This window comes from Noviherbaspirillum sp. ST9, assembly GCF_048799745.1.
Lineage (GTDB): Bacteria > Pseudomonadota > Gammaproteobacteria > Burkholderiales > Burkholderiaceae_D > Noviherbaspirillum.
Map to the genome: position 1 here is coordinate 1 of NZ_JBLWFR010000027.1, position 1,278 is coordinate 1,278.

Consider the following 1,278-nt stretch of genomic DNA (forward strand, 5'->3'; position numbering starts at 1 on the left):
AGCGGCATTCTACATTCCGACGCCAAATATTCAATCATCTTATAGTCGGGTTCTCTATTAGCGGGTGAAGCATCTATATCGAATACAGTTAATTCATCAACCTGTTTCTCATTAAAAATCCTAACAGCATTTAGCGGATCTCCGACATACTTGGGATTCCTGAAATTAACGGTTTTTACAAGACCCTTATCCTTTACCAATAGACAAGGTATAATTCTGGGACGTAGCATTATATTTTTGAAAAATTCTCTAAAAGCTGAATTCCGTATTGATGGCTTTTCTCGGGATGAAATTGTACCCCGTATATGTTATTCTTATTAACAGCACAACTAAACTCGCATCCATAATCAGCTACAGCAATTGTATCATCGGGATGACTACAGTGAAAGTAGTAGGAATGAAGAAAATAGAATTTTGCATTCGACTCCAGTCCCATAAGTATTTGACTCGGTTTTACGGGCTTAATGTCATTCCATCCCATATGTGGTAAATGAGTAGCGAATCGAATTTTGTTCTCATCAAACTTTCTAACCACACCATCGATCCAACCTAAACCAGGCAAATCTCCTTCCTCACTTGACTTTGCTAACATTTGCATCCCCACACATATTCCAATAACAGGAACCCTGGCTTCCAGCACTAGTTGGTCAAGGCATTGTCTCATACCGGAACGCTCCAGTTTTTCCATGGCATGATCAAATGCACCAACGCCAGGAAGGATAAGCTTAGCGGCATCATAAAGATCCTCTTTTTTTTGAGCGATCTTAAAAGGAACATTCAACTTCTTATAAATATTTGCAAAAGCCCTTATGTTGCCAACGCCGTAATCTACAATAGCTATCATCTGAATAATCGTTTTTCCAAACCGAAAATCCTCATCATCTTCGTTCCCATGTTTATAATTCTCTTCTTATTCCTATAATCGCGGTATGATTTATTTTTACCTTCAAATATGTGCCAGAGGTCATCAACGGAAAGCCCTAACTTGTTAGCAACGTACTCAAATTCTTGAAGAAGAATTTGCTCAGACAACTCCGGTTTCGCGATTCTTTGTATAGCCTCATCTCGTGTCATTTGACCAGTGAGGATCAAGCTTGAGAAATGAGCCCGACGTTTTTCATAACCAAATTTCCTGGGCAGCCAAAAATCTTCGTAAAACCTCGTAAAACGCGACTCATGGTGTTTATGCTGAAATTTCTGCCATCCGAAACGGTCTTCCAAAAGTTTCTCTGCTTCCACTTTAATAAAAGGCACCAGATCTAATGGTTTGAAAACCTT

Annotated in this window: 2 protein-coding genes and 1 pseudogene; all 3 read right to left on the reverse strand. The window is 39.2% G+C overall.

From position 1 onward, the window contains the following. Positions 1 to 230 (reverse strand): HisA/HisF-related TIM barrel protein (locus ACNOHI_RS24490; RefSeq protein ID WP_420477341.1); only part of this gene is annotated, 230 nt, incomplete at its 3' end. Then, complete coding sequence (gene hisH / locus ACNOHI_RS24495; protein ID WP_128769932.1) at positions 230 to 844, reverse strand: imidazole glycerol phosphate synthase subunit HisH; 615 nt, start codon at positions 842 to 844, stop codon at positions 230 to 232. The genes ACNOHI_RS24490 and hisH, both read right to left, overlap by 1 nt. After that, a pseudogene (locus ACNOHI_RS24500) lies at positions 841 to 1,278 on the reverse strand (LPS biosynthesis protein); the annotation flags it as partial. The gene hisH and the pseudogene ACNOHI_RS24500, both read right to left, overlap by 4 nt.

Coding starts and splice junctions, on each gene's coding strand:
- hisH (WP_128769932.1), bottom strand. CDS start 844: ATGATAGCTATTGTAGATTACGGCGTTGGCAACATAAGGGCTTTTGCA.